Consider the following 22038-nt stretch of genomic DNA (forward strand, 5'->3'; position numbering starts at 1 on the left):
GAGGCCCGGAATGAAGAAACTCCTACCCATACTGTTCCTGCTGCTGGGTCTAGCGGGCGGCGTCGCCGCGGGGCTCGTGCTCGGCCCCGCGCCGGCCAAGACCGCATCTGACGAGGAGGAACCTCCAGCCGCACAGAGCGAACACTCCAAGAAGCCCGCCAAGACCGAAAAGGACAGCGGAGCGTCGGAGTACATCAAGCTCAGCAAGCATTTCGTGGTACCCTTGGTGAAACATGACCGGATCTCGGGCATGGTGACCCTGGGCCTCAGCCTCGAGACAGAGCCAGGCCTCGGCGAAGACTTCTACGAGATCGAACCCAAGCTGCGCGCCACCTTCCTCGAGGTGCTTTTCGACCATGCCAACATGGGCGGGTTCGAAGGAGCCTTTACCCGGCCGGGCAACCTGGAGACGCTGCGCACCGCGTTGCTCGAGGCCGCGCATCGTGACCTTGGCGATGGCGTCCGCGAGGTTCTGATCGTCGATATCGCCCGACAGGACGGCTAGCGCCGATCATCTGCCGGCGCGATCGCAAGATCCTGCAACAACCGCTCCGCCCGTGCCTTGTCGCGGGCGGTTTTGCGTTTGATGGCATCCTCGCGCTGTAGCGCCGCCACCGCCTCCCTGCGCCCGAAGGCCGCGCGCAGCCCGTCCATCGCCACCAGCCGTTGCGCCCGCGCGCGCGCCAGTTCGGTCGTCAGGGCCGCGCGGGTTCGCGCCTCCCAGCCGTCCCACACCAGATCGGCACCCAGCGCGCGGTATCCTTCGGCCAGATCCTGCGCGGCACGCGTTTCGGCCGCCTGGCGGTCGAGCTTGGCAAGGTTTGCACGGGCGCGCGCTTCAGCCTCAAGAACGGTACGGATCCTTTCATGCTCGGCCAAGTAGGCCGCCTCGCAGATCCGCGACATGTCCTCGAACGGCGGCTTGCGCATTACACCGCCCCCTTGGCCCGCTTGCGCATCGCCTCGGCAAAGCGGATCGCGGCGGCGACCGGGCGGAAATGCTCCTCTGCAATCTCCTGCCCGATCTCGACCGTGGCATGAAGCGCCCGCGCCGTGGGCGGGTCGGAATGCAGCGGCACGCCGGCCTCCTGCGCACGGGTCCGGATAGCTGCCGCGATCTCGTCGACACCCTTGGCGACGCAGACCGGGGCAGCCCCCTTGGCCCGCGACCACTTCAGGGCCACCGCGAAATGCGTCGGGTTGACGATCACCACATCGGCACCCGGCACGTCCGCCAGCATCTGGTTCATCGCGATCTCCTGCCCGCGCTGGCGGCGTTCCTGCTTCATGTGCGGATCGCCCTCGGCCTCCTTGGTCTCGTCCTGTATCTCCTTGCGGGACATGCGGTTCTTGCGCATGTGCTCACCGTATTGCCACAGGTAATCGACCCCGCCGATCACCAGCGCCACGGCGATCACGAGGAACATGAACCGCACCAGCAGCGACATCATCAGAACGACCGACAGCTCGGGATGGGCAGCGCTGGCCGACACGATCTCCGACAGGTTCGCCCAGAGAAACGCGCCGAGACAGATCGAGTAGATCACCAGCTTGACGAAGCTCTTGGCGAATTCGAACAGCCCCGCACGCCCGAACTTGTTCTTGGCGTTCGACACAAGAGAGATCCGGTTCACCTTGGGCTGAAGCTTGCTGGGCGCAAAGACGAACGCACGCTGGGCAAGGACCGATAGAACCACCATGACCAGCGGGATCGCGAAGAGCGGCAGGACAGCCGCCATGCTCCGCCCCAGAAGACCGCCCACCGGTCCGGCCGCGCGCCCCTCGACGAAAAGCGGCCCCAACGTGTCGGCCTGGTCGATCAACACCATCAACGTGGTGCCCAATGTCTCGATCGTGCCGGCCCCGATGGTGAGCAGCGCCAGAAGCAGCCCGGCATAAGCTGCAACCACGGACAGATCCGCCGATTTCGCGACCTCTCCCTTGTCGCGCGCCTTTTGCAGCTTCTGTGGCGTCGGCTCGAATGACTTCTCGGTATCGTCGTCCTGCCCGCTCATGGCGCGCCCGCGGGATCGGCCAGAAAGGCGAACATCGCATCGACCCAGACAGGCAGGATCACCGGCGTACAGATGAACAGAAGGAACAGCCCGGCCATGGTGATCGCCGGAGCCCCGACAAAGGCGACCATCAGTTGCGGCATGGCACGGTTGATGACGCCCAGTGCGAGGTTGTAGAGCAGCGAGGCGATCACGAAGGGCGTCGCAAGCGTAAAGGCCAGCCCGAAGCTCCGCGCGACCTGCGCCACGCCCCAACGCGCCATATCGGACGGCACAGGCAGATCACCGGCGGGGAACAGCGTGTAGGAATGGATCAGGAACGCCGCCGCCCGGACATGCAGCCCGAGGATGAGCGCCAGTGTCGTCCCCGCCAGCGCCAGCAGCATTCCCATAGCGGGCAAAGGCTCTCCCGCGCCGCCCAGGAACTGCGACAAGGAGGTTGCCTGCGCCGCGATCGATCCCGCGGTCTGCAGCGCCAGAACGAACAGCCGGATCGCAACGCCCAGCGCAAGACCCACGAGGATCTCGGGAATGGCAAAGGCAGCAAAGCCAAGCGGGCTGGCCGGTAATGGCATCTCTCCCACCGCGGGGGCCACGATCAGCGCAAAGACGATGGCGATTGCCAGTTTGACCCGAACCGGGATGCTGCGCTCACCAAAGGCGGGCATCAGGGACACCACCGCCGACACCCGAAGGAACACGCCCAGCATCTGCCACAGCTCCTGCGTGGCCAGCGCGATCAGCGCGGGCGGCACCTCGATCATGCGGCGACGACCCCGACCAGAGAGGGGCGCGCCTCCAACCCGATTTCCTCGAAGGACAGGACCGGGTTCGCGATCCCCCGCGCCCGCAGGATGGTGCGCAGGAATCGCCTGCGCCGCGTGGAGGTGACCATCGCCGGGTTAAGCCCCTGTTCGGCCGATTGGCTCAGCCGCTGCGCCACACCGTCCGCCAACCGGTTGAACAGGTCCGGCGGCAGGGCCACGTCCAACCCGCCCGGCGCACCCTCGATCTGGTAGGCGGCAAAGGTGTCTTCCCACTCGGGGGCAAGCTGCACGAGAGGAATGGTTCCGTCCTCGCGCTTGAGGTCGGCGACGAGCTGGAAGCCCAACCGCTGCCGCACCTGCTCGCAGATCGATTCCGGCTGGGTGGTGAACAGCCGCGCCTCGGCAATCGTCTCAAGGATCAGCGGCATGTTGCGGATCGACACCCGTTCGTCCAGCAGCAGCCGCAGAACCGCGTGCAGCGTGTCGATCGGCACCTTGTCGGGGATCAGTTCGTCCAGCAGCTTGCGATTGGCCTCGGCGCGGACCGGGTCGCTCAACCGCGTCATCTCGCTCAACAGGCGCCGCAGCGATTTCAGCGTCAACAGGCGCGAGAAGTTCTGCTTGATCACCTCCAGCAGGTGCGTGGCCAGGATTTCAGGCGGCGAAACGATGGTCGCCCCCGACAGCGCGGCGGTCTCCTGGTCCCTGGGCAGGATCCAGCGGGCCGGCGCGCCATAGACAGGCTCCGTCACGTCGGTGCCCTCGGGCAGAAGGTCGGGCGCGTCGGTCATGAGGGCAAGCACGAGGTCGGGATGCAGCACACCGCGCACCTGCTCCACGCCATGCACCTTGATGACATAGGTTCCGCTTGGCAGCTCGGCGCTGTCGGTCAGCCGGATCTCGGGCAGGATCAGTCCATAGGCCGAGGCGACATGCGTCCGCATGTTCGCGATCCGCGCGTCCAGCCCCGTTCCGGGATCCAGCGCCATGCCGACAAGATCTGGCGCGAATTCAAGGTGCACGTCATCGAGGTCGAGAATGTCGCCTATGGCCTGTTTCGGGGGGGCGGACTGGTCCTGCTCGGGCTCGATCCGCCGCTCGGCCTCCTCCTTCTGCTTGCGGTGCATCACCCAGGCCGCGCCGCCCAGCACCCCGCCGCCGAGGATGAAGGGCAGAAAGGGCAGGCCCGGCACCAGCGCAAACAGCGCCATCAGCCCTGCAACCGTTGCCAGAGCCGCCGGGTGCCGCCCCAGTTGCGAGAAGAGCGCATCATCCGTGGCCCCGGTCGTACCGCCCCGCGCCAGCAGCAGCGCCGACGCGATCGAGATGATGACGGCGGGGATCTGGCTGACCAGCCCGTCGCCCACCGTCAGGATCGCATAGGTCTCGAACGCGGCGCCCATTGGCATTCCGTGCACGATAACGCCCATCACCAGGCCCATCACGAGGTTCAGCAGCGTGATCAGCAACCCCGCAACTGCGTCGCCCTTGACGAATTTCGAGGCCCCGTCGAGCGATCCGAAAAAGGTCGTCTCCTGCTGTTCGCGTTCCCGTCGTTCGCGGGCCTCCTGGTGGTCGATGGCCCCGGCGGACATGTCGCTGTCGATGGCCAACTGCTTGCCCGGCATCCCGTCCAGCGCAAAGCGCGCGCCCACTTCGGCCATCCGGGCCGCGCCCTTGGTGATGACCATGAAATTCACGATCAGCAACACGCCAAAGACCACCAGCCCCAGAAAGATCGAGCCGCCCATCACGAATTGCGCGAACCCTTCGATCACGTCCCCGGCGGCATTGGGCCCGGTATGCCCCTGCCCGATGATCAGCTTGGTCGAAGAGACGTTGAGCGACAGCCGCAGCATCAGCGAGGCCAACAGGATCGTCGGGAAGGCCGAGAAATCCAGCGGCCGCTCGATGAACAGCGTCAGGGTAAAGATCAGGATGGCGAGCGCGAAAGAGGCCGCCAGTCCGATATCCAGCACCCAGGCGGGCATCGGCAGGATCATCATGACGATGATCGCCATCAGCGCCAGTGCCAGCAGAACGGTCGGAGAGAACAGCGCCCGGGCGTCGATTTTCGGCATTCCCACGCCCTTAGAACCGGATGAAGGGCGTAACCGCACCCGAGACCGGCACCAGCGAACCCAGTCGCGGCGCATCCGCCACGGGCTCACGCGCGACGGTCAAAGGTGCGGGCGCGGATCGGGCCGGGGCGGGTCGCGACGTGCCGACATCGGCGCGCACCCGGTCGAACTTGGCCCGGTAGATCCGCGCATAGGATTCGGTGCGCGAATGATACGCCCCCGCCGCCGCACTCCACGACCCCAGTTCCCCATGCAGCCGCGCCAGGAACCGCGCGGCGTAATCGGCATTCGCATCGGGGTCGAACATCGCGTCGATCGAACGGAACCCCTCGGAATGCCAGCGATAGTTGATCTGGAAACAGCCGACATCGAAACTGCGCGCGCCGCCCTTGAAGATGCGAAAGACAAAGGCCTGCGCCGCGTCCCTGCTTGCGAACCAATGCCCCTCGCCATCGTGATTGACCGTCCAGGGCCAGGGCATCAACTCGCCGCCCTTGCTGCGCCCGGTCTCGACCCGCGTGATGGCCATCATAACATCCAGCGGCACGCCATGACGCTCGGCCGCCACGCGCGCCGCCCGGTCGCAGCGCTGCGCGACGCGTGGTTCCACCGCCGCGGCCAGCGGACCCGCAAGGGCGCAGCCCATCACCCACAGGACAAGACCCCGCCACACAGGCGGGAGGAGACGTGTCGCTGGCATTCTGCCGCTCCCCGGAATCGTTCGCTCCCGGGCACGCTAGCGGCGCGCAGGTTTACAGGAGGTTAGCCGCGCTTGTAGTTCTGCGTGACGAAAGGCAGCGCCACGACCTCGGCCGGGTTGACCTTGCCCCGGATCATCAGGTCCAGCTTGGTGCCCGGTTCGGCATGCTCCGCCGCCACGTATCCCATGGCGACCGGTGCGCCCACCGTCGGCCCGAACCCGCCCGAGGTGATCGTGCCGACCGGCGCATCGCCAACGCGGATCTCGACACCCTGTCGCGCCGGGGCACGGCCTTCGGGCTTGATGCCTACCAGGCGCCGCGCCGGACCCTCGGCCAGTTCACGCCCGATCCGTTCGGCCCCCGGATAGCCGCCCTCTTCGCGGCGACGTTTCTGGATTGCCCAGGTCAGCCCCGCCTCGATGGGAGAGGTCGTGCGGTCGATGTCGTTACCATAAAGGCACAGCCCCGCCTCCAGCCGCAGCGAATCGCGCGCACCCAGCCCGGCAGGCGCGCAGTCGTCATGCGCCAGCAAGCGCCGCGCCAGCCCCTCGGCCTCGTTCGCCGGAACCGAAATCTCGAATCCATCTTCCCCGGTATAGCCCAGCCGCGATACGCGGCAGGTGACGCCGCCGGTCTCGGCCACCATCGTCTCCATGAAATTCAGCTCGCGCACCGCCGGACACAGCTCTGCCAGAACCGCCTCGGCCGCCGGTCCCTGCAGGGCGATCAGCGCCTGATCCGTCAGTTCGATCACCTCGACGCCCTTCAGGCTCGCGCGCATGTGCGGGATGTCCTGGTCCCGCAGCGCCGCGTTGACCACGACATAGAGGTGATCCCCCGCGTTCGACAAGATCAGGTCATCGAGGATCCCGCCCGTCTCGTCGGTGAAAAAGGAATAGCGCGCCTTGCCCTCCTTGAGCGTGGTAAAGGCCTGCGGGCACAGCCGCTCCATCCCTTCGGCGGCGCCGTCGCCTTGTAGCACGACCTGCCCCATGTGCGACACGTCGAACAGCGCGGCCTTTTCGCGGCATTGCTTGTGCTCGGCCATGATCCCCGCCGGGTATTGCACCGGCATCTCCCACCCCGCAAAGCCCACCATCTTGCCGCCAAGTTCGACATGCAGGTCATGCAGGGGGGTGCGTTTGAGGTCGCTCATGATCAGGGCCTTTCCAAAAGGTGTTTCGCGGTCGCCTTGTTTCCTATAGTGGAATCCACCACGTTCAAACCGTTTTTCCGGGCCAACTGCTGCGACGGTCCTGCGCGCAAATGGCCGCAGAGACCTTGTTTCGGCTTTCGCGCTGGCCAAAACTGGCGCAATCCGGTTACGCGCGATGCAAGGTCTGGCTGCGATGGTCCCGCCCCTTTCACTTCTGGTCTTTTCCGATCTCGACGGGACGCTTCTCGATCACCGCGATTACAGCTGGGACGCGGCCCGGCCCGGTCTCGATGCGCTCAGGCAGATGGGCGCGGGCCTCGTGCTGGCAAGCAGCAAGACCGCGGCCGAGATTGCCCCGCTCAGGGCCGCAATGGGCGCCTCCGACTGGCCCGCCATCGTGGAAAACGGTGCGGGTATTCTCTGGCCCGGCGATGCCGCCGGAAACGACCGGGACCAGTATGACCGCCTGCGCGCCGTGCTGCACGATGCGCCAAGGGAGTTCACCGGTTTCGGCGACATGACCGCGGAACAGATTTCCCGGCACACCGGCCTGCCGGTCGAGGCCGCCACACGCGCCGCCAATCGTCAGTTCAGCGAACCGGGGCTCTGGACGGGCAGCGAGGCCGATCTCGACGCCTTTCTGAACGCTATCGCGCGACAAGGCATCCACGCGCGCCGTGGCGGGCGGTTCCTCACGCTGTCCTTCGGGCGAACCAAGGCCGACGCCATGGCCGAGGTCACCGCCCGCCTGCGCCCGGCCCGCACCATCGCGCTTGGCGATGCGCCCAACGATGTCGAGATGATCGAGGCCGCCGATCGCGGCGTCATCATCCGCAACCCCGATGCCCCGCCCATACCCCCCTTGCCGGGCGAGGCACAGGGAACCATCCACAGGACGACGCGTTCCGGCCCCGCGGGCTGGTCCGACGCGATCACCCGCCTGGTAGACGAGATTTCACGACATTAAGGACGAGGCGCCATGGCCGATTTTCAGCAGAACGGTAACATCACCACCTTGCACAACCTGCGGTGCCGCCGGCCCGAACACCTCACGCACGAGATCGCGGTGATGGCCGAGACCCGCAAGATCACGCTGATCCTGCCCAGCCTCTATTCCGAACTCGAAGGCCCCGCGCTGCCCGGCATCCTCGACGAGCTGTCCAAGGTCTCCTACCTCCACCGCATCATCATCGGACTCGACCAGGCCGACGAGGCGCAATACCGCCATGCCCGCGCGTTCTTCTCTCGCCTGCCGCAGGATCACGTGGTGGTCTGGAACGACAGCCCGCGCCTGACGGCCCTGCAATCGCGCCTTGCCGATCTGGGCCTCGGCCCGGTGGAGCCGGGCAAGGGCAAGAACGTCTGGTCCTGCATCGGCTACATGCTCGCGCGCGCCGATTCCTCGATCATGGCGATCCACGATTGCGACATCCTCACCTACCGGCGCGAGATGCTCGACCGGCTGGTCTACCCGGTGGTCAACCCGTCCTTCCCCTACCAGATGGCCAAGGGCTTCTACCCCCGCGTCGGCCCCGACAAGCTCAACGGCCGCGTCACGCGCCTGCTGGTCAGCCCACTGCTGATCGCGCTGAAAAAGGTGATCGGCGACCGCGACTACATCGATTACCTGCGCAGCTTCCGCTACCCGCTCTCGGGCGAATTCGCCATGCGCACACCGGTGCTCGCCGATCTCCGTATCCCGTCCGACTGGGGGCTTGAAATCGGCGTGCTGTCCGAGGCGTGGCGCAACCTCGCGCCGAAATCGGTCTGCCAGGTCGAAATCGCAGACAATTACGACCACAAGCATCAGGATCTCTCGCCCGAGGATGCCAGCCGCGGCCTCAGCCGCATGTCGACCGACATCTGCAAGGCGATCTTCCGCAAGCTTGCCGCCGATGGCACGGTCTTCACGCCCAACACGTTCCGCACGCTCAAAGCCACCTATTACCGCTCGGCTCTGGACCTGCTCGAAGGGTACTACTCGGATGCGCGAATGAACGGGCTCAGCCTCGACCGCCACAAGGAAGAGAAATCCATCGAACTGTTCGCCGAGAACCTGATCCGCGCGGGCCAGATCTTTCTCGACAAGCCGAACGAAACGCCCTTCATCCCTACGTGGAACCGGGTACACGCGGCCGATCCGCAATTCCTCGGGGACATGGTCGAGGCCGTCGCCGCCGATCTGGACGAATTCACGCCTGCGGGTAATTCGTGATCCACCGACACTGGTAAGGCGCAAAGGCGATCTCCCCGCCCGCGCGCCCGACCACCTCGCCGGTCAGGGCATCGACCCATGTTTCGCCATCGATCAGGTTCACATCCATCGGATTGATCCGCACCGGCTCAGCCGAGACGTTGTGAATCGCGAAAATCGACTGGCTGCGGTCCAGGCTCTGCCGCCAGACACCGAACAGCCGATGATCCAGGTGCAGGGTGAATTGCGTCGCGTTGGGGTGGAACCCCGGCTGGCGCGCACGCAGCCGCAGACGCCGCGACATTTCCGACAGGACCCGCGCCTGGTCGGACCCGGGATCGGCCAGCCGCGCCAGCAGGTCCGGATAATACCAGTGATGCCTGTTGATCGCCCGGTTCATGCCGCGACGGCTGACCGCTTCGTGATCGTTCGGCGTGGCCAGCATCGAATGGATGTAAAAGGCCGGGATCCCCTCCAGCGACATCACGATGGTCTGCGAGCAGATGAACCGCGCCAGGTGGAATTGGTCCTCTCCGGCAAAGGTCGCGCGCATCGCTTCGAAATAGCCGCAATTGATCTCGTAAGGCGCCTCGCCGCCGCCGGGCAGCGCGCGCATCGACACCAGCCCGCCCTGCGCGCGCACCGTCTCGATCATCTTCGCGATCTCGCCCTCGGGCAACAGCCCCTCGACCGGGCGCATCCCGATCCCGTCGTGACTGGCGCTGAAATTCAGATAGGCACAGCCCAGCTGTGCAGGCGGCATCGCCGATTGCCAGCGATGCAGGTACTCGGCCGTGCCCGACTGCATCGCATGCAGGATCAGCGGCGGCAGCGGAAAATTGTAGACGGCATGCGCCTCGTTCCGGTTGCCGAAATAGCTCAGGTTTTCGGCCCGCGGCACATTCGTTTCGGTCAGCAGAACGACGGTCTCGGTCGTGTAATCCGCCAGCAGCCGCAGCAGCTGTACGATGGCATGGGTCTGCGGCAGGTGGATGCAGGTCGTGCCGACCTCCTTCCAGATAAAGGCCACGGCATCCAGCCGCAGGATCCGCACGCCCTTGTCGATATGCAGCCGGATGATGCGCAGCATCTCCAGCAGAACCTCGGGGTTGCTGAAATCGAGGTCCACCTGGTCATGGCTGAACGTGCACCATACATGCCGCTCGCCGTATTTCGTCTCGACCTTGCGCAGCAGCGGCGTGGTCCGTGGCCGGACGACCGCACTCAGGTCATCCGATGGCAGCGCCTCGAAAAAGAAGCGGTCATGCGGCGCGCGTCCCTGAAGGTAGTTGTTGAACCACGTCCCCTGGCTCGACACGTGGTTCAGCACGAGGTCCGACATCAGGTGGAACCGCTCGGCGATCCGGCCGATATCCTCCCAGTCGCCCAGCTGCCCGTTGACGGTGTAGTAATCCGTCACCGCGAACCCGTCATCCGACGTGTAGGGAAAGAAGGGCAGGATATGCACCCCGTTCACCACGCCCTGCAGATGCCGCGCCAGAAAATCGTGCAGCACGTCCAGCGGCTTGTGCACCTTGTCCTCGATCGAGTTGCCATAGGTGATAAGGACGCTGTCCTTTTCTGACCACAGCCTGTTGCCGGGCCGCCGCCCCTGCTTGCGCCGGTGCGTTCCTTCCGGCCAGAAGGCCGCGATGATCTGCGCCGCCAGATGCTGGGCGTCGTGGTCGGGATAGATATGGCCCAACAGGTCGGACAGCCGCCGCGAGAAACTGGGGTTGAGCGTGGTCACGTCTTCGGTCCTTGGGTCATTGCGCGATGCTTGAACAGCCCGGCGCGCCTGTCAACCGCACCTCGCAACCCTGCGCGGACAGAGCTTGCCACGACCCGCACGGTTGAAAGGAAAAGGTAAATTTTGTGCAAACCCGCACGGGTTTGAGCGCCCGAACGGCCCTTGCCGGTCACGTCACGTGAATGGCGCGGGGCGCGACACTTGTACAAAAGGGTCAATCCGGTCCTGGAAGGACGTACAAAACGGTCAAAACGATCCGTTCAGTCGACGCGGATCTCTGCCCGCACCCCCCTCCCCGCGGCATCAAGCACGACAAGGCGGGTAAAGCCCGCGCCCGGATAGGGCAGCTCGACCTCGCGCATATGCACTCCCGTCACCAGCGGATCACCATTGGCCAGCAAGGAAAAAGGCGCCTGCCCACCACCGATCTTGACGGTGATCGGCCCCCCGCCAGACGCGATACGCGCCCCGTCCGGCGGAAAAAGCAGGCGAAACGCATCGACCCCACCCTCGAACACCGCCTCCCGCGGCCTGAACCGTCGCAGCGGCGCCGGAAGCTCCGCAGCACCGACGATCAACGTTTCGGGTGGTGGTGGAGGCAAAGGCTCAAACGCGGGTTTCAACCGACCGAACGCCTCGAACAGCACGGGTGCCGCCAGTGCGCCGCCGAACGCACCGGGCACGGGCGTACCGTCCGCGCGCCCCAGCCAGACCCCGATCACGTGTCGTCCGTCGAACCCAAACGCCCATGCGTCCCGATGCCCGTAAGACGTGCCCGTCTTGTACGCCAAACCCCGTGGCGCTCCTGCCGGCGGGGGAACGCCCCGCAGGATGTCTGCCACATGCCATGCCGCGCTGCGCGAGATGACCCGCGCGGTCTGTTCTCCGTCGTCCGATACCCGGTGATGCAGGACCGCACCCTGGCCGCCTTGTGCCATCGCGGCATAAAGCTGTGTCAGGTCGTTCAGCGAAATCCCCAGGCCGCCAAGGCTGAGCGCCAGACCCGGGGCACCCTGCAACTCGGGCCGCGCCCCTGCGCGTATCACAGCCACCATGACGCGGGCCGGACCCAACGCCTCTGTCAGTCTGACCACCGGGATATTGAGCGACAGTTGCAGTGCCTCGCGCACCCGCAGGTCGCCTCGAAACTGCCCGTCGAAATTGCGTGGCGCATAACGGCCAAAAATGACCGGTGTATCGGAGATCAGTGTTTCAGGATGGGCCAGGCCGCGGTCGAAGGCCAAACCATAGACAAGCGGCTTCAGTGTCGAGCCGGGGGATCGAAGGGCCCGCGTCATGTCGACGAAGCCCTGGCGCGCATCGGAATACCCGGCAGAACCGACGGATGCCAGGATCTCGCCCGTCGCATGATCTGCGACGATCAAGGCCGAGGAGACACGGGGGCCGACCTGTCGCGCTGCCGTTGCGACCAACGGCTCCAACCGCGCCTGCAACGCTGCGTCGAGCGTCAGATCGATCACCCGCACGCCGGGGTCTGCGGCGCGCGAGCGGTCGGACAGGTGAGCGGCGAGTTGCGGAAACGGACGTTGCTGTACTGGCATCGGGTCTCGCTTTGCCGCATGAACCTCGGCCGCGGACAGAACGCCTTGGCGCAACATGCGGTCCAGAACCCGGTTGCGCGCGTCACGGGCCGCGTCTGGATGGCGGTCGGGTCGGCGTGCCTCGGGCGCTTGCGGCAGGGCGACCAACAGGGCGGATTGCGCCGGTGTCAGACGGCTTGGTTCCTTGCCGAACCACGCAAGCGCGGCGGCGCGGATCCCTTCGAGGTTGCCGCCATAAGGCGCGTGGGTCAGGTAGAGTTCAAGGATCCGATCCTTGGACACCCCCCGTTCAAGCGCAAGCGCCAAGCGAATCTGGCGCAGCTTCCCCGCCCATCGCCCGGTCGGGCCGTCCTCGATGAGCCGGGCGACCTGCATGGTCAGGGTGGATCCGCCCGAAACAACCTCACCATGCCGCAATGCCTGCGCCGCCGCCCGCAACAGGGCTCGGGGATCGACGCCCCGATGCCGCTCGAAACGCTTGTCCTCGTACCGGATCAGCATGGCGACGAAACGCGGATCGACTGCACCCGGTGCAAGCCGCCACAGGCCATCCTCAACCGGAAAGGCCCGCAAGAGAACACCGTTTCGGTCCCGGATTTCGGTAGAGGTATCGCTGAGAGTAACCGGCAACTCGGTCGCCGCGATCCAGCGATCAACGGCATCCCGCGCGATGGCAAACGCGAAGAGCGAGAGCGCCAGCGCAGCGGCAAGAAACGCGAGCCTGTTATCCCGCGCTCTGGTCATTCACTTCGCCCTCCCACAGGCCTTCATACTCGGTGACGAAACCGCTGGGATGGATATGAAGAACCGCCTGAAACCCGAAGGATGCATAGTGAACATGCTCGGAGGTCAGACAGGAATAGCTCTGCACCAAAGGGTCGAGCCTTCCGCCTTCGTCGGGGCGGAACCATGCTGCTGTAACCTCGGCCCGGCAGCCCTTTGCGATGGACAGGCGTCGGATCGGCAACAGGTTGGTCGCGGGCGTCATGGCTAGATCGATATCGACACACTCGGCCAATCCCGACGGTTTCTCGTTCAGCATCCAGCCGTCGGAATCCCGCTTTATCCGCCATGCGGCCTCTTCTTCATGGAAAAACCCGGCTACATCTGCGCTGGTGGTACGCCAGTCACGGTCGCACCGAACGATGTAGTCGAGCGCAGCTTCGGATCCGCCGACGCCAAAACGGGCATGCCCGGTCAACATGAAGCCACCCGGTTCCTCGATAAGACGGCACTTGTCCTCGCCCGGCCCATCAAGGCGGCGCCAGCGCGCTTCGGCCAATACCTTTCCGGTCATGGGGTCACCTCGATCCTGCCGGTGGCCGTCCGGGCACGGAAGCGCGGGCGATACATGTCCTCAACCGATGCGGCCGGATGATGGAATTTGCCCGGCGTCACAGCGCGTGCGACATATCCAAGCGTTATCGACTCGGGCCCCTGCAGGTCGACTGCTGCAAGGAAGCGATCCGACCGAAACTCGGCGTGGCGTGCCTCGGCCAGGTCAAGCCAGTCGAGCGCACGGACATCGCCCGAGCGCAACAGGGACGGGTTGTCGATTTCCAGACCAGCAGGCAGCGGATCGTCGATCATCAGCCGCGCGCCCAGATCCTCGAACGGCGAGACCGTCAGCACCGTGACCATCCTCTCGCCGACGGCGAACCTGTCAGGGGTCTTTGGCTCGCCCTCCATCGTGAAATACCTGCGGGTGATCTCGTATCCGGTGCCGCCCGCGGGTGGTGCAATCTCGGGCACCCCCAGAACGGTCAGGGTGATATCGGTGCTGCCGCTGCCCGATGCCGTGATGTTCAGCGGTTCTGCGGCGGCATCCTCCAACACCTGAACGAATGGACCGTCCACCTGCGCACCGTTCACAAGCAGGCCAGATGTTGCCGGATCGTCGATCAGGGCATGGGCCGCCAGCAGGGACCATGCCGCCTCCTGCGTCGAAAGCCTGCCGGGCGCGGCGGAAATTCGATCTGCGAGCGCTGAGCGGTCGATGACGTCTGTCCCCGCCTCGGCAGCAAGGGTCAGCAGACCGGCCGTATCGCGCAACGGCGTGCCATAGTCGGCGCGCCAGACCGGGGTGCCATCCACTTGCCCCGCAATCCGCCGAGCGGCGCGGGCAAAAAGCGCGTCGGCGCGGGTCTGATCGCCATATGCCGCAAGCGCCGCGCCAAGTTGTGCCTGCGCCAGGGCGGTCCCGAATGCCTCCGCCTTCACGTCGGCGAAGTAGCGCAGGTCCCCCATCGAGGCCGCACCCTCGCGCGCGAGAACAAGCAGCGCATAGGCGATATCCTCACCCCCATCGTCAAAATCGGGGGCGTAGTTTATTCGGTTGCGCAGATTATCCATGGCCATGGCGAAGGCCCGGTCAGGAATTTCATGGCCCTCGGCCCGCGCGCGGGACAGGAAATCGGCCACATAGGCATCGAGCCAGAAATCACCGCTTTCCGCCCGCCACAGACCGAAAGAGCCGTTGCCGGCCTGCCGCGACAGAACACGGGAAATGGCCGCATCGATGCGTGTGTCGATCGCCGGCCCGGTGCCTAGGCCGGTCGCCTCTGCCACGCTCGACAGGTAGAGCAAAGGCATGGCTTGGGAGGCGACCTGTTCAGTACAGCCGTAAGGGTATCGGTCAAGTCGCGCCAACAGCCCCGGTGCATCGAACTTGGCCAGGGGTCCGGCCGAAAGCATCGCCCGCGCCGTCCCGCGGCGCATGCCTGCAAAAACGTCGCCCGAAAACAGGAAACTGTCACCCGCGCCCAAAGCAAACCGGCGGGTCGCAGCGATCTCGGGGTCGTTGGCCCGCACGGGCAGAATCAGCGACTGTGACAACTCGCGACCATCGGGCGTGGTCAGGGTAAGTTCGATCACAGGGTCGCCGACGTCTTGCGCAGACACGGGCAGGTCGAAGACGGTCTTGGCACCGTCAGCCAGCGTGAAACTGCGCGGCTGGCCGTCCAGTTGCAGCCCCGCCGGTTCGCTCAACGTCAGCGTCATCCGCCCTGACGGGCCGTCTGCATGAGTGACCTCAAGCCGTATGCGCGTACTGTCTCCGGGGGCGAGGAAGCGCGGCAGCGTGGCGGAGACGACGACGGGGTCACGGACGAGCATCTCCGCCTCGGCCTGTCCAACGCCTGTATCGGACCAGGCAATCGCCATCAGTCGGACGGTTCCGTTGAAATCGGGAAGATCCACGGGAATCGTCGCACTGCCATCGGGACCCAGACGTACCGGCCCCGAAAACTGCGCCATGAGATCTTGCGTCGGTGGCGGCGACTGCATCCGCAGGCCCGCATCCGCATCACCACCCGAACGGACGATCCCCAAGGCACCGTTCATCGGATCGATCAGACGACCGTACAGATCCCGCATTTCGACGCCCAGACGACGCTGCCCAAAATAGTATCTCTGAGGGTCGGGACTCTCGAAACCGGTGAGGTTGAGAATTCCAAGATCGACGGCGGCGAGGGTGATCCAGACCTCTTCGCCCGGCTTGGCTCCGTTCACGTTTACTCGGATCTCACGCGTCTGGCGGGGCTCGGTGATGTCCGGCGCGTCAATCGTGACCTCCAGTGCCTTGTCTCCGGGCGCGACCGCAGCATGCGCCAACCCCAGAGCACGTGCTGGGGACTGTCCGGCAGGAACATCCATCGGGCGGATCACAGCCGCGGAAACATAGGCACCCGTGCCCCAATCCTCGGTCACGTCGATCGGTATGGTGGTCGGGCCTTCGGCGACCTCAACCGCCTGCCGAGCGACGACCTTGTCAGACAGGACCGAGATCAGCGCCGTCCCCGCGTAACGCGAGACGATACGCAGTTGGGCCGTGTCCCCCACGGCATAGCTCTCGCGGTCCAGCGAGAGATCCAAACGGTCCGGTGTCGCAGCGGCATCGGCGGCTTGATACCAGCCCGCGTAGAAGTCCACTGCAGCGGCGACATAGGATCCGTCCAGTCGCTCCACCACCAGTTCGTAACGACCCCACTCCACCGGTTGAGCAAGCTGTAGCGGCGTGTCGCCCAGCGCCGCCTCTCCGGTCGCGATCCGGGTGCGGCGCGTGGTCGGTTCCCATTCCCAGTTGCCGTAAAGCTGATACCATTGGTAACGCGTTTCAACACGGTTCAGGGTCCATCGCACCTGCATGGGAATTGGCGCCAGATCCGGCGACAGTGAAATGAGCTCGAAGCGCGCTTCGCTGCCTTCGGTGACCGTCTCATCGAAAAGCGGCCGGATGCCGATCACGGGCGAATTCGGACGCACGGGAACCGAAAGGCGCCGTTCCACCGGGCGGGCAGATCCGTCGGCGACACGAGCGATCACTTCCGCCGTCAACGGTTGGCCCTGAACGGGTGCTTGCGGGATCTCGATCGCGACCGCTGCCCTACCCTGCGCATCGGTGCGCAGGCCACCGAACTGGGTCGCTTGCGGGGCCACCGCCGCATCATATCGGCCAAATCGGTAATCGGCGAACCCCTCGACCGTGTCGGAATTTCGCAGGATCACTTCGCCTTCGACAGTCAGGTCCGCGCCCGGCGCGCCGAAGAGGTATCGCGCCTCGATGGTTAAGGGCGGGCTGTCCCCCGTACGCAAGGGGGCGTCGGGCAGGGTAAGGTCATAATCTATACGCTCCGGAAGGAAATCCTCGATCAGAAGGGTCTGGCTGGCCAGCACCTGCCCGTCGGGATCTGCCTTGATATCCACGCGCCAGGTCCCGCGCGGGACGGAGGCCGCAACCGGCAGGGCAAAGACGTGCCCGCCCGCCTTTCCCTCGGCCGAGGTTTTGCGTCGGTATTCCACCCCGTCGGGCCGCGTCAGGATCGCGGTCAGCGGCAGGTCGGATATTGCACGGCTTTCTCCGTTGCGCGCCAGTACGGTGAGGTTGATCGTCTCGCCTGCGCGATAAGCTCCACGATCCGTGGAAAGGAAGACATCCACCGGTCCGGCGGGCGCACGCCCTTCGACGCCTCTGTCCGAAAGGTCGAAGGCCGGGTCGGTCAGCGACAGGAAATTCATGTCATCCCCCGCGCTGGCAAGAACCATGGCCGGCGCGGAACCGCCCGAGCCCCGCACAAGACCTGGCGGGAAGGTCGCAAACCCGTCTGCATCCGTCATGGAACTGCCCAAGACGGCGTTGGCGCGCGAGACGAGCTGGACCTCGACACCCTCGCGCGGGGTCGCGTCGGCCAGACCACGAACAGAGACATGGAGCCCGTCCGTGCCGGATAGCGAAGACAACCCGAGATCGGACAAGACGAACCACTGCGTCGCACCGGGATCGTCATAAGGGTCGCTGCCGGGAACGCTGGCCGTAAGCGCGTAGATGCCGGTGGGCTGGTCGGCAATGGCCTCACCCATCGGCAGACGGGTGGTGATTTCGCGGTTCAGGTCCTGCGTAACCTCGGCGGTTCCGGTCCAGACCTCTTCGGCAATCTCACCTTCAAACTGCCTTTCCTGCCAATAGCTGAGTGGACGCCCAAAGAAACCTTCCTGCATTGCACGCAGCAGGTTCCGGTCACTGACCCTGCGCAGGGTGAGGTCTAGCGCGGTCAGGTTCACCGTCTCGACCGGCAAGGCGGCGTTCGCGGCCTTTGGCAGAACATAGTTTCGGCCCGGAAAGCGGACCGACGGGCTGCGATCGCGTACGTAGTGCGTGATCGTGACGTCCTTGTGCAGCACCTCGCCCGATGCCGCTGGCAGGCCCTCGCGGAAAGTGAGTCGATAGCGGCTGCCATGCGTGGCACCGTCGATGCAAAGCCGTCTCTCCTCTGGCTGCACGATCAGTGTCTCGGATGGAAGCTGAACGAAAGGTTCGTAGTCTACACCGGCGCGAACCAATGGTTCGGAAAACTCCGCGCAAATGCGCGGGCTGGCGGCATCGCTTTCGACCTGGCTGCCGGTGATGCGGAAACCGAACTGGGCAATGGCGCGGTCAAGGGCGGCAAGGATGTCATCTCGCGGCTGCAGCTCGGCCGCCAGACGCAGAGCCGAAACAGAGTCGCGGCCGCGCCCGACGTCCTCCAATGCGTGTGCGAGTGTCAAAAGGGCGTTCGCCTGCGCGTCCGGCATCTCGGCCCGCAGGTATCCGTTGAGCGCGGCAATCACAGCGTTCCGACGCAAGTCACGCTGTTCCGTGCCACGGCTGTCGCCAGCGATGGCGAGCAACTGGCGGGCGTATTCGGACCAAAGATCCGGGCGGTCGCTGAGGGCGATTGCCGTTGCAGTCCATCGCAGGGCCGTCCGTGGGTCGCTTGCAGCGCGGGCAGCTTCGAGAACCGATTGCAGATCAAGCCCGCCGGCCGGATACCGCAAGCCCATATCGCGGGCGACCGTCACCGCCTCGGCCAATTCGCCATCGCGCAGGAAGCCAAGCCGCGCAGCACGGGCATTGGCCGCAGTCCCGATGCCCGCCGGCGCATTAAGTTTCACAGCCGATAGCGCTCCGGCATACGCGGTCTGATCACTCACGCCGCTTTTGGGAAAACATGCGCCGGAGCGTGTGTTGAATGTGAAGGCCGCACAGCGCGGATTGGCGGAACACGCACGCGTACACGCCTCGAGCATGGTATCGAACAATGCGTCGAGATCAGAGCCGTAGAAGTCGATGTCGCGCGTTGCCAGATATCGGAACTCTGGCACGGCCTGCTGCGCAACAACCGGCGACGCGGCAAAGAAAACGAGCGATATCAGGTGAATGGCAAAGCGGCGCATGGCGACCTCCCTTTCTGCAATCAAGGGTCGCATGGGGTCGGGCAGCTGGCAAGGATTCCCATTCCCGTTTCGGATTAAACCGATTTTTCACTGCTTCACGCCAAGCTGCCCCCGCATCCACCCCGGGGACGGACCGAATGAGCCTTGTCAACAAACTGGCCGAGGAGAGGCGTGCTCGGCTTGCGGCCGAACGCTTGCTGGAATTGAAGCAGGCGGAGCTTTCGGCAGCAAATCGCAAACTTGGGCGTCATGCGTTGGCGCTGACCCGTCAGATCGGCGAGACACAGGCCGAGGTCGCAACTGTCCGAACCGAGAATGAGCGCGTGAAGTCCGACCTGACGGTCGCCAACGCCAAGATCGAAGTGGCCGAACGGCGGCTGTGGCATTCGATCCAGACGATTCAGGACGGGTTTGCCTTTTTCGATGCCGACAGCAAGCTGATCGGCGCCAACACGGCATATCTAACGGCCTTCGACGGGTTGGAGGAAGTGGCGCCGGGCATTTCCTACCTGCGCATCCTCCAGCTCATGACTGATGAGGGCATCATCAACACCGAGGCGCTCGACCCTGCGGAATGGCGCCGGATGATGACCGAACGCTGGATGGCACCCACGCCGGAGCCTGTGATCATTCGCATGTGGAACAACCAGTACATCAAGCTGATCGACCAACGCGGACATGGTGGCGACGTGGTGAGTCTGGCACTGGATATCACCTCGACCGTCCGGTACGAGGCGGAGTTGCGCGCGGCGCGGACGCGGGCAGAGGCAGCAAACCGGGCGAAATCAGCCTTTCTTGCGAACATGAGCCATGAGATACGAACGCCGATGAACGGCGTCGTCGGTATGGCCGAACTCCTGACCGACACGACTCTGACCGAGGAACAACGCCTTTACGTCAACACGATAAGGAATTCAGGCGAGGCGCTGTTGGTCATCATCAACGACGTTCTCGACTACTCCAAGATCGAGGCCGACAAGCTTGACCTGCATCCAGAGCCCTTTGACCTTGAACGTTGTATTCACGAAGTCACGATGCTGATGCAGCCCACGGTGCGCGACAAGAGTCTGTCAATGGTCGTGGATTACGACCTGTTCCTGCCTACGCGGTTCATTGGCGATCCGGGACGGATCCGGCAAGTTCTGACGAACCTCGTCGGCAATGCGGTCAAGTTCACGCAAAAGGGGCACGTCTTGATCCGCGTAACCGGCGTTCCCGATGGTTCGACCGGACAATGCGCCATCCACGTGGCGATCGAGGATACGGGGATCGGAATCGCGCCGGAAAAGATCGGCCACATCTTTGGCGAGTTCAACCAGATCGAAGATGACCGTAATCGCCAGTTTGAAGGCACAGGTTTAGGCCTGGCAATCACCCGTCGGCTGATCGAGATGATGGGAGGCAGCGTTTGGGTGGATAGCGAACCGGGCAGAGGCTCCTGCTTCGGTTTCCGTGTCTCGCTGCCGATGACTGACAGGCAGGAGCCGATCGGTACGGACGTCACGGGGAAGCTGAACCACGTTCTGGTAGTCGACGACCTGCCCGTGAACCGCGCATTGTTGAGCAAGCAACTTGGCCAGTTGGGTGTACGCGTGACAAGCTGCGCTTCGGGCGAGGAAGCCCTTTCCCTGATGAACGATGGGGTCGACCTGATCCTGAGCGATCACAACATGCCCGGAATGGATGGACTGCAACTCGCCGAGGCGATGGCGCAGCAGGGATGGGACACCGTGCCGTTCATTTTGCTATCATCCAACCCCGGCGCGGCCCAGTCTCATGCGGCCCGGACCAAGGTATCGGCCGTCCTGCAAAAACCGTTGCCGCGGGCAGAGTTGTTTGCCCGGCTTGCCGCGGTCGCGGGAAAGGTTGACGCGAAACCTACGCAAAAGACTGCACAAACCCCACAGCAGAAGGCGCCCGATGCGGCCTCTGGCCCAATGAGGGTGCTGGCCGCCGAAGACAATCGGACCAACCAGTTGGTACTCAAGAAGATGGTCAAGGATCTGGATATCGACCTGCGCTTTGCGAGCGACGGCAAACAAGCGGTGGAAATCTACAAGGACTTCGCACCGCATCTCGTTTTCATGGACATTTCGATGCCCGGAATGGACGGCAAGGAGGCTACGGCCGAAATCCGCAGGCTTGAGGCCGGTACCGACCAGCGCGTTCCGATCGTCGCTCTGACGGCGCATGCAATGACGGGCGATTCCGAAGGAATCCTTGCCGCTGGCCTGGATCACTACCTGACCAAGCCGTTACGCAAATCATTGATACGCGAAAAAATAGCCGAGGCTTGCCCGCTTGGCACCCGGATCGTCGCCGCTTCAGTCGGTGGCGCGGAGAAAGACGGGTTTGTCGAGCTCTGACAGTTCAGGCTGGAAAGCATAACCGCCCATGTCGAAATCCTTGATGGCCTCGGCATCGGTCAGGCGGTGCTGAACGATGAAACGCGCCATCGCCCCCCTTGCCTTCTTCGCATAAAAACTAACGATTTTCGGTGTCCCGTTCCTGTCTTCCATGAAGACGGGCGTGACGACCCGCAGTCGAAGAGAGGCAGGATCGACGGCGCCGAAATATTCTTGACTTGCACAATTGACCAACGTGTCGGTGCCCAGCGCCTCGGCCTGCGCATTCAGCGTCTTCGACAGACGATCGCCCCAATACTTATAGAGGTTTGCCCCGCGACGGGTCTTCAGTTTGCTCCCCATCTCCAGCCGGTAGGCCTGGATCCCGTCAAGCGGTCGAAGCAGGCCGTAAAGTCCAGAGAGAATACGTAGATGGTCCTGGGCCCAATTGATTTCGGCTGTGTCCAGCGAGGCTGCTTCGAGGCCCTGGTAGGTATCGCCGGCGAAGGCCAGCGCAGCGGGACGGATTTCATCGGGGATCGGCGCCTCCGAAAAGGCACGGAAACGGTCTCGATTGAGGCGCGCGAGATCGTCGCTGAGATCCATCAACCCTTTCAGATCCTTGAGCGTCAGGTTTCGCGCACTCTTGGCCAGCCGGATCGCATCCTGCTGAAACACGGGCTCCGTCATTTCGATGTCACGTTCCGCCCAGTCCAGCCTCTTGGCCGGAGAGATCACTGTCAGCATGAAATCCCC

At 64.5% G+C, this 22038-nt stretch carries 15 protein-coding genes; 4 read left to right on the forward strand and 11 right to left on the reverse strand.

Annotated elements, in window-relative coordinates; all coding sequences use genetic code 11:
* Positions 1–10: 10 nt before the first annotated feature.
* Positions 11–505 (forward strand): flagellar basal body-associated FliL family protein, encoded by a 495-nt coding sequence (locus tag ACFORG_RS02765; protein ID WP_386733844.1) that lies wholly within the window; start codon positions 11–13, stop codon positions 503–505.
* Here ACFORG_RS02765 and ACFORG_RS02770 read toward each other — a convergent pair.
* From ACFORG_RS02770 to gcvT, 6 genes are all read right to left on the reverse strand, one after another.
* The gene (locus tag ACFORG_RS02770) at positions 502–930 is read right to left on the reverse strand and encodes a hypothetical protein (RefSeq protein ID WP_386733845.1); all 429 of its coding nucleotides are present in this window, start codon (positions 928–930) and stop codon (positions 502–504) included. The genes ACFORG_RS02765 and ACFORG_RS02770 overlap by 4 nt on opposite strands.
* Positions 930–2015, reverse strand: coding sequence for a flagellar type III secretion system protein FlhB (flhB, locus tag ACFORG_RS02775; RefSeq protein ID WP_386733846.1), 1086 nt, complete (start codon positions 2013–2015; stop codon positions 930–932). Before flhB ends, ACFORG_RS02770 begins: the two co-directional genes overlap by 1 nt.
* Positions 2012–2779 carry a flagellar biosynthetic protein FliR gene (locus ACFORG_RS02780; protein ID WP_386733847.1) on the reverse strand — a complete coding sequence of 256 codons (768 nt, stop codon included), beginning with the start codon at positions 2777–2779 and terminating at the stop codon, positions 2012–2014. The genes flhB and ACFORG_RS02780 overlap by 4 nt, the downstream gene beginning before the upstream one ends.
* Positions 2776–4863, reverse strand: coding sequence for a flagellar biosynthesis protein FlhA (flhA, locus tag ACFORG_RS02785; protein WP_386733848.1), 2088 nt, complete (start codon positions 4861–4863; stop codon positions 2776–2778). Before flhA ends, ACFORG_RS02780 begins: the two co-directional genes overlap by 4 nt.
* Before the next feature lie 10 nt (positions 4864–4873).
* Positions 4874–5563: a transglycosylase SLT domain-containing protein gene (locus ACFORG_RS02790; protein WP_386733849.1), complete on the reverse strand. Its 690-nt coding sequence runs from the start codon at positions 5561–5563 to the stop codon at positions 4874–4876.
* 62 nt (positions 5564–5625) lie between these two features.
* Positions 5626–6720, reverse strand: a complete 1095-nt coding sequence (gene gcvT / locus ACFORG_RS02795; protein WP_386733850.1) for a glycine cleavage system aminomethyltransferase GcvT — start codon at positions 6718–6720, stop codon at positions 5626–5628.
* 193 nt (positions 6721–6913) lie between these two features.
* Here gcvT and ACFORG_RS02800 point away from each other — a divergent pair, with 193 nt between their 5' ends.
* On the forward strand, positions 6914–7687 hold the full coding sequence (locus tag ACFORG_RS02800; protein WP_386733851.1) for an HAD-IIB family hydrolase: 774 nt from the start codon (positions 6914–6916) through the stop codon (positions 7685–7687).
* 12 nt (positions 7688–7699) lie between these two features.
* Positions 7700–8935, forward strand: a complete 1236-nt coding sequence (locus tag ACFORG_RS02805) for a glycosyl transferase (protein WP_386733852.1) — start codon at positions 7700–7702, stop codon at positions 8933–8935.
* On the opposite strand, the gene ACFORG_RS02810 is transcribed toward ACFORG_RS02805, so the two are convergent.
* The 4 genes from ACFORG_RS02810 to ACFORG_RS02825 form a co-directional block, all read right to left on the reverse strand.
* Positions 8913–10664, reverse strand: a complete 1752-nt coding sequence (locus tag ACFORG_RS02810; RefSeq protein ID WP_386733853.1) for a sugar phosphorylase — start codon at positions 10662–10664, stop codon at positions 8913–8915. The two genes, ACFORG_RS02805 and ACFORG_RS02810, sit on opposite strands and share 23 nt — an antisense overlap.
* Before the next feature lie 260 nt (positions 10665–10924).
* Entirely contained in the window at positions 10925–12970 is a 2046-nt protein-coding gene (gene pbpC / locus ACFORG_RS02815) for a penicillin-binding protein 1C (protein ID WP_386733854.1), read from the reverse strand.
* The gene (locus ACFORG_RS02820; RefSeq protein WP_386733855.1) at positions 12951–13523 is read right to left on the reverse strand and encodes a putative glycolipid-binding domain-containing protein; all 573 of its coding nucleotides are present in this window, start codon (positions 13521–13523) and stop codon (positions 12951–12953) included. Before ACFORG_RS02820 ends, pbpC begins: the two co-directional genes overlap by 20 nt.
* Entirely contained in the window at positions 13520–18937 is a 5418-nt protein-coding gene (locus tag ACFORG_RS02825; protein ID WP_386733856.1) for an alpha-2-macroglobulin family protein, read from the reverse strand. The genes ACFORG_RS02820 and ACFORG_RS02825 overlap by 4 nt, the downstream gene beginning before the upstream one ends.
* 137 nt (positions 18938–19074) lie before the next feature.
* On the opposite strand from ACFORG_RS02825, the gene ACFORG_RS02830 reads away from it, so the two are divergent.
* On the forward strand, positions 19075–21303 hold the full coding sequence (locus ACFORG_RS02830) for a response regulator (RefSeq protein ID WP_386733857.1): 2229 nt from the start codon (positions 19075–19077) through the stop codon (positions 21301–21303).
* Here ACFORG_RS02830 and yaaA read toward each other — a convergent pair.
* Positions 21262–22029 carry a peroxide stress protein YaaA gene (gene yaaA, locus ACFORG_RS02835; protein WP_386733858.1) on the reverse strand — a complete coding sequence of 256 codons (768 nt, stop codon included), beginning with the start codon at positions 22027–22029 and terminating at the stop codon, positions 21262–21264. The two genes, ACFORG_RS02830 and yaaA, sit on opposite strands and share 42 nt — an antisense overlap.
* Between the last annotated feature and the right edge of the window lie 9 nt (positions 22030–22038).

This window comes from Lutimaribacter marinistellae, from assembly GCF_042648365.1.
Lineage (GTDB): Bacteria > Pseudomonadota > Alphaproteobacteria > Rhodobacterales > Rhodobacteraceae > Lutimaribacter_A > Lutimaribacter_A marinistellae.